Origin of the sequence: Arthrobacter sp. SO5 (assembly GCF_020532805.1) — a bacterium.
Classification (GTDB): domain Bacteria; phylum Actinomycetota; class Actinomycetes; order Actinomycetales; family Micrococcaceae; genus Arthrobacter.
This window is the reverse complement of record NZ_MQTQ01000068.1, coordinates 37516-43178: the sequence shown is the minus strand read 5'-3', so window position 1 is coordinate 43178 and position 5663 is coordinate 37516. Positions and strand designations below refer to the sequence as shown.

General features: G+C 70.9%; 4 protein-coding genes and 2 pseudogenes. 2 read left to right on the top strand and 4 right to left on the bottom strand.

Annotated features, from left to right (window positions below; genetic code table 11):
• The 3 genes and pseudogenes from BJG92_RS12810 to BJG92_RS12800 form a co-directional block, all read right to left on the bottom strand.
• Nucleotides 1–327: pseudogene (locus BJG92_RS12810) on the bottom strand (hypothetical protein); the annotation flags it as partial.
• A complete protein-coding gene (locus BJG92_RS12805; RefSeq protein WP_232084452.1) occupies nt 324–2999 on the bottom strand; it encodes a PEP/pyruvate-binding domain-containing protein in 2676 nt (891 codons plus the stop codon). The pseudogene BJG92_RS12810 and the gene BJG92_RS12805, both read right to left, overlap by 4 nt.
• A gap of 179 nt (nt 3000–3178) precedes the next feature.
• Nucleotides 3179–4150, bottom strand: a complete 972-nt coding sequence (locus BJG92_RS12800; RefSeq protein ID WP_232084451.1) for a universal stress protein — start codon at nt 4148–4150, stop codon at nt 3179–3181.
• Between BJG92_RS12800 and BJG92_RS18560 the strand changes: the two genes are divergently transcribed.
• Complete coding sequence (locus BJG92_RS18560; RefSeq protein WP_308011657.1) at nt 4124–4252, top strand: hypothetical protein; 129 nt, start codon at nt 4124–4126, stop codon at nt 4250–4252. The two genes, BJG92_RS12800 and BJG92_RS18560, sit on opposite strands and share 27 nt — an antisense overlap.
• A gap of 475 nt (nt 4253–4727) precedes the next feature.
• On the top strand, nt 4728–5354 hold the full coding sequence (locus BJG92_RS12795) for an FAD-binding protein (RefSeq protein ID WP_232084387.1): 627 nt from the start codon (nt 4728–4730) through the stop codon (nt 5352–5354).
• A gap of 89 nt (nt 5355–5443) precedes the next feature.
• Here the strand turns inward: BJG92_RS12795 and BJG92_RS12790 are convergent.
• Nucleotides 5444–5663, bottom strand: a pseudogene (locus BJG92_RS12790) (hypothetical protein); the annotation flags it as partial.

Genomic DNA, 5663 nt, shown 5'->3' with positions numbered 1-5663 from the left:
AAAGAAGTGGCCCAGCACCGATTCCCGCCGCGGCAACAGGTACCGGCGGGGCGTTGCCTGCAGCAGTGTGATGGTTGCCAGCAGCGTGGGCAGTGCGGCCAGCCCGATCAGCACGTACCAGGACCACCCGGCCAGGTCAACGAATTCGTCGGCGACGATCAGGGCCCCCCAGAAACCGGTCCAGGCCCAGCCCGCGGTGAGCGGGCGCTGCACCAGCCAGCCGGGGAGCCAGGCGTCCTCGATCCGCGATTGCGTGCCTCGCGCCTGACGCTGCCGCGGGTGTGCCGCGCCAGCCGCCGGCGCTTCCTGGCCGCCTTCCTCGCTCATGACCCCCGCTGCGTCGAGGGGTCCGGGAGCCGGCCGGCCGGCACGACGGTGCCGGCGGCGCCGTCGACCGTGATGATGCGCCCGCTGGCGATCCGGCTCGTCGCATCCGGCACTCCCACCACCGCGGGAATCCCGTATTCGCGGGCGACGACGGCGCCGTGCGAGTTGGGGCCGCCCATCTCCATCACGAGACCCCCGGCGGTCAGGAACAGCGGCGTCCAGCCTGGATCCGTCGATGGCGCCACGAGGATCTCACCCGGCTCCAGGTGCGCCCCCTGCGGGTCAAGGATCACGCGCGCCAGGGCCGTGACGGTGCCGGCCGACGCCGGGGTGCCCGCGAGGGTCCCCGGGGCCAGACCCGCTGCTCCGGGCCCGCCTGCCGGGTGAAGCGCTTCGGGCTCCGTGCCGTCCGAGAGCAGCACGCGCGGAATGTGCCGGCGGCCAAGTTCCTCCGCATAGGCGTTGCGGCGCGAGGCAACGATGCCCTGCAGTCTGGCGCCGTTCAGGCCCGCCCGGGCTTCGACCAGGTCCAGGAAGAAGACATCACCGGCAGCGTCGATGCACCCTGTCGCGGTCAACTCGGTTCCGACGGCGGTGAGCTGCCCGCGCACCGAGGCAAGGGCCTCCACGATGTGGTACTTCGGCAGTTCGCGTAGGCCGGCGAACAGCCGGGTCCGCTTCAGCGCGGCCTCCACCAGCGCAGCGCGGAACCGGCTCCGCTCCCGCGCCGCGGCGACGAGCCGTCGCACACTCTCCTCGGCCTCCCGTTCCGCCCCGCTGAACTGCCGGTCCGGGGCCTGGGCGGAATCCTCCAGCCGGAGATAGTTGGCCAGGACCCCGACGATATGCGTCGGGTCATCGGACCAGCGGGGCATCCCGAGGTCTATTTCGGCAACGGCCCGGTGGCCGTACCTGCCCAGGAAACCGGCGAGCCCGGACTGCGCAGCGGCGGGAAGCCCGCGGGCGCGGTAGCGTCGGACCAGTTCCGGCAGCGGCGTCCCGGCGAAAGCCGCGGCTGAATCGGCGTCGGCCCTGATCCCGGCGGCCACCTGCCAGAGCGCCAGGTCCATTTCGGTGGTCACGTTGTTGGGCAGTCCGCGCAGGACCGCCTGCAGCTCCCCCGGTTCGGCACGGCGGCCCAGCAGCTTGCCGGCGGCGGCCAGCAGGGCGAAGCCCAGGGCGGGCAGCGGCAGCACGTTCGGGACAACGGTGAAGAGTTCCCGGCCGAGGATTCGCTCGGCATGGTCCAGCCGCTGCATCGGGCTGGAGCCTGCCGGCACCACGAGGGCGGACCGAAACCGCTCACCAAAACGCTCAACGTGGCGCAGTGCCGCGGCCGGGCGGAAGAGGGCGCGGAGCAATCCTTCCGGGACCCTGGCTCGGGCCGCCACCGGAACGATGTGCCGGAGCACCGGGAACGGGGATCGGATGGTGACGGAAAACCGGGGATCATCGATGAGCCGGCGCAGCACCGCCGCGGAGCGGGCCTCCATCACTTCGAACACGCGGGGGACGATCGCGCGGCCGGGTGTGCTGCGGACCACCGGGGTCAGGTCGAAGAAGAGGCGCTGCCCGGCCTGGACGTAGGGGGCCGGCCCGTCGCGGGGGTCGGGAACGTCGAAGTGCGCCGCCCGGGCCACCGAGGAGGCGATCAGGCGGAACCCGGCCAGCCCCATCGGGGTGAGCGGGCGGGTCAGGCCCTGGGCCAGGCTGAAGCACAGGAAGATGCGGAGCCCTTCCCGGGCCGGCGGCTTGTCCGGCAGGGGGTACAGGGTGGTGATAGGGCGGGACTGGGTCAGCCATGGCATGCCGTCGCCGTCAATGGCCCATTCGAGGTCCTGCGGCGAGCCGAAGAGCACCTCCGCGCGGCGGCCCAGCAGTTCCAGCGCGGCAAGCCCGGCGTCGTCCAGGCAGGGTGCTGACGCGCCGGCGGCCAGTTCGATCCGCTCGGTTCCCCCGCCGGGCAGCGGCCGGATGGCCAGGGCCTTGCTCCCGATCCGGCGCTCCAGGACCTGCCCGGTTGCCCCGTCGACGACGAAGTGGTCCGGGGTGACGGCCCCTGAGACCACCGCCTCGCCGAGTCCCGGGCTGGCATCGATGACCGCCTCGTGCCGCCGTCCCGTCACCGGGTTCGCCGTGAAAAGGACTCCGGCGACGGCGGCATCCACCATGCGCTGGACCACTACAGCGAGGGACACGGCCGAGGGACTGACGCCGTGGGTGGCGCGGTAGCTGACGGCCCGGTCCGTCCACAGCGAGGCCCAGCATTGCCGGATGGCGGCCACCACGGCGTCGGCGCCGACGACGTTGAGGAATGTGTCCTGCTGGCCGGCGAAGCTGGCGGCGGCAAGGTCCTCGGCCGTCGCGGAGGACCTCACGGCAACGGGAACGTCCGTCCCCAGCGCCGCATAGGAGGTGCGGACGGCGTCGGCGATGTCCGCGGGAACACCGGCGTCCAGGACCAGTCCGCGGGCCGCGGCGGCCAGCCCGGCGAGCGCCGGCAGGTCCTCCGGCGGCGTCGAGTCCAGCGCTGCGTGGATGGGCTTCAGCCCCGCGTGCGCCAAGGCCCGCCGGTACGCCTGCGTGGTCAGGCAGAATCCGGCCGGAACAGGAAGCCCTGCCCGGAGGAGTTCCCCCAGATTCGCCGCTTTGCCGCCCACGTCGGGGAGCATGTCCCTGCTGACCCGCTCCAGCGGGAGCACGAGGTCGTGCTGCAGCGCTTGCGGCGGCGGCGTTTGCTGCGCCGCGTTCCGCGGCGGCGGGCCGGGCGGATGCCCGGGCGTGTCCGGGCTGCGGAGCTGCTCCACCCGCCGGCCTCCCGTTTCCCTAGCCGCCCGGCCGCCCTGGCCGCCTAGCTGCCCTGGCCGCCGAGGATGGGGCCGAAGCTGGCCCGGTCGGCCAGGCGCGGATCGTCCCGGTCCGGGACCACCATGACGGGGCCTTTGGCGTGGTGCAGGATGCCGTCCGAAGTGGAGCCCAGCAGCATACCGGCGAAGCCGCCGCGGCCGCGAGTTCCGACCACCACGAGTTCGACGTGCCGGCTGGCCTCCACAAGGATGTCAACCGGCGAACCGTCCACCAGCTGGGTCTCCACGGGCAGCCGCGGGAAATGGCTCCTAAGCCAGGCCACGCCGGCGTCGAGCTGGATCTTGATGTCCGCGAACAGGGCCTCACGGTCCATCGGGGCCGGGACCCAGGCCAGCGACCCGTTGTACTGGGGCACGGCGCAAACCACCCGCAGGGGCGCCGCGAGGCGCTCGGCCTGGGCAGCCGCCTCAAGGACCGCCACGCGGGCCTGCTCGGACCCATCCACGCCCACAACCACGACGTTTTCGACCGGGATATGACCCATCTTGGCCTGCTCGGCCCTGACGTGCTTGTCATCGGTGGTTTCGCCCAGGCGGTCCGCGCAGATCAGCGGCACCGTGACGGTGGGGCACTTGGCGTGGGCGGGCAGGGCGCTGCTGACGGAGCCAAGGAGCCTGCCCACGAAGCCGCCGCGGCCGCGGGTGCCGAAGACCAGCAGCTCCGCGGTTTCGCTCATTTCGAGCAGCACACCGGAGGCGTCGCCGTTCTCGACGGAGGCGTCAACGTCGATGTTGTACACGGCGACCTTGTTCACCGCCTGCCTCAGGATGGCTTCCGCGCCCTCGCGGATCACCGAATCGTCGACGGTGGCGTAACCGCCGTCGAGCCCTGACGCGGCGAAGATGGGGACGGAATACGCGGTCACAATATGCAAGGGGCGACGGCGGCGCTCGGCTTCGCGGGCGGCCCAGACCAAGGCGCACTGGCTATGGTCGGAACCGTCGACGCCGACCACTATTCCCCGGGGAGCTACGGTCTCACCGCCGGGTTCCGCTGCCGGATCCGGATGCACCTGGTCTCGGCCCATGGGGTCCGCCTCCTCGCGATTCTTGCCTGATGTTGCGGCTATTCTGCCAGAGGTGTCCGGTTACAGGGTTCCCGCGCAACGTCATCGGCAGTCCGCCCCGGATTCTGGCGTCGAAAACCCCTGGTTTTTCTCACTATTCTCGGTTTGCCGGGAACAAGCAAGCGGGCCTGCGCGCGGGCCACGGCGGTGCCCCGGGCACGGTTTTCACCAGGGTTAACAGTGGGCCGAGCAAGTGTCCGAACAAGGGGCCGGCGGGGCTAAATGACGGCGTTTTCCGCCCTCGTCCGGCAGCAGAAACCCCGAGAATCCCCAGCTCAATCAATGTTTCGGGTGCACTATCCAAGACGGGGAATCTTAGGTAGTCTTCGAGGCATTGCTGAACCGAGACTCGTGTTTCAGAACGCTGCTCCCGAAGGGGCCGGCGTCAGGGCCGGGAACCGGAACGCGTGCGGGGCATCGGCCCCGTAGCCGGCATCATTCGAGGAGGGACCCTGCAGTGTCGAGTATGCCGTTGTCTGGGGGGATCGAACGGACCACCGCAATCGTCATCGGCACTGGGCTCTCCGGCCTGGCCGTCGCCAGCGAACTGCAGCGCCGCGGAGTCGAGTCCATTATCGTGGACGGTCTCGATCTGCTGGGCGCCGGGCATCCGGCAAACACCTCTTCATTGCAGCGCTGCGACGCGGCCGACGCCGCCACACTGCGGGAGCGCAACGAAATCCTGCGTCACCTGCGGAACTACGCCACGAGCCATAAGCTCGATGTCCGCAACGATATCCGGGCCCTGCAGCTGGACCATGTCGACGCCGGCGTCACGGGCCCCACGCAACAGTGGGCCGTGCGAACCCCCGGCGGCATCCTGCTGGCGGACCACCTTGTCCTGACCCGCTGTGCGCACAGCCAACTGCGCCGCATGCTGTCCGACCTGGGCATGGCAGCCGGCCAGAACCTGATGGCAGCAATGCACGCAGTGGGGATGTACCTCGTCGGCGTCGGCGGGCTCATCACCCCTACGCCCAAGGAAGTTCTGCGCCAGGCTAAGGTGGTGGGCCAGGCGATCTCGGACAAGGTCCACCCCGGCGGCTGCCCTTCCGGCCTGACCGGCGGCTTGGCCCTGACCGCTCCCGCGTAGGCGCAGCCCGTTGCGGAAGCAACGCGGGGTCAGATACGGCCCATCACGGGGCGCCGGATGGGCGCGAAGTGACCCCGCGTTGCTTTGGTTCAGCCTTCGGTGCGGGTGAAGGTACCGGCGCCGGCGCCATCGTTCGAGTCTGGGCCGGGGGTGAGGCGGCGCTTGGCCATCAGGCCCAGGGCCACGAGCAGTCCCACGGCCGTCCCCACGAAGATCACGATGCTCCACGGAAACGGTTCGGAGCCGTTCGGCTGCGCCGGCGTCGCGGTGATGCCCGGCTGGGGCGTGGTCAGCGTCGGGACGGCTGCT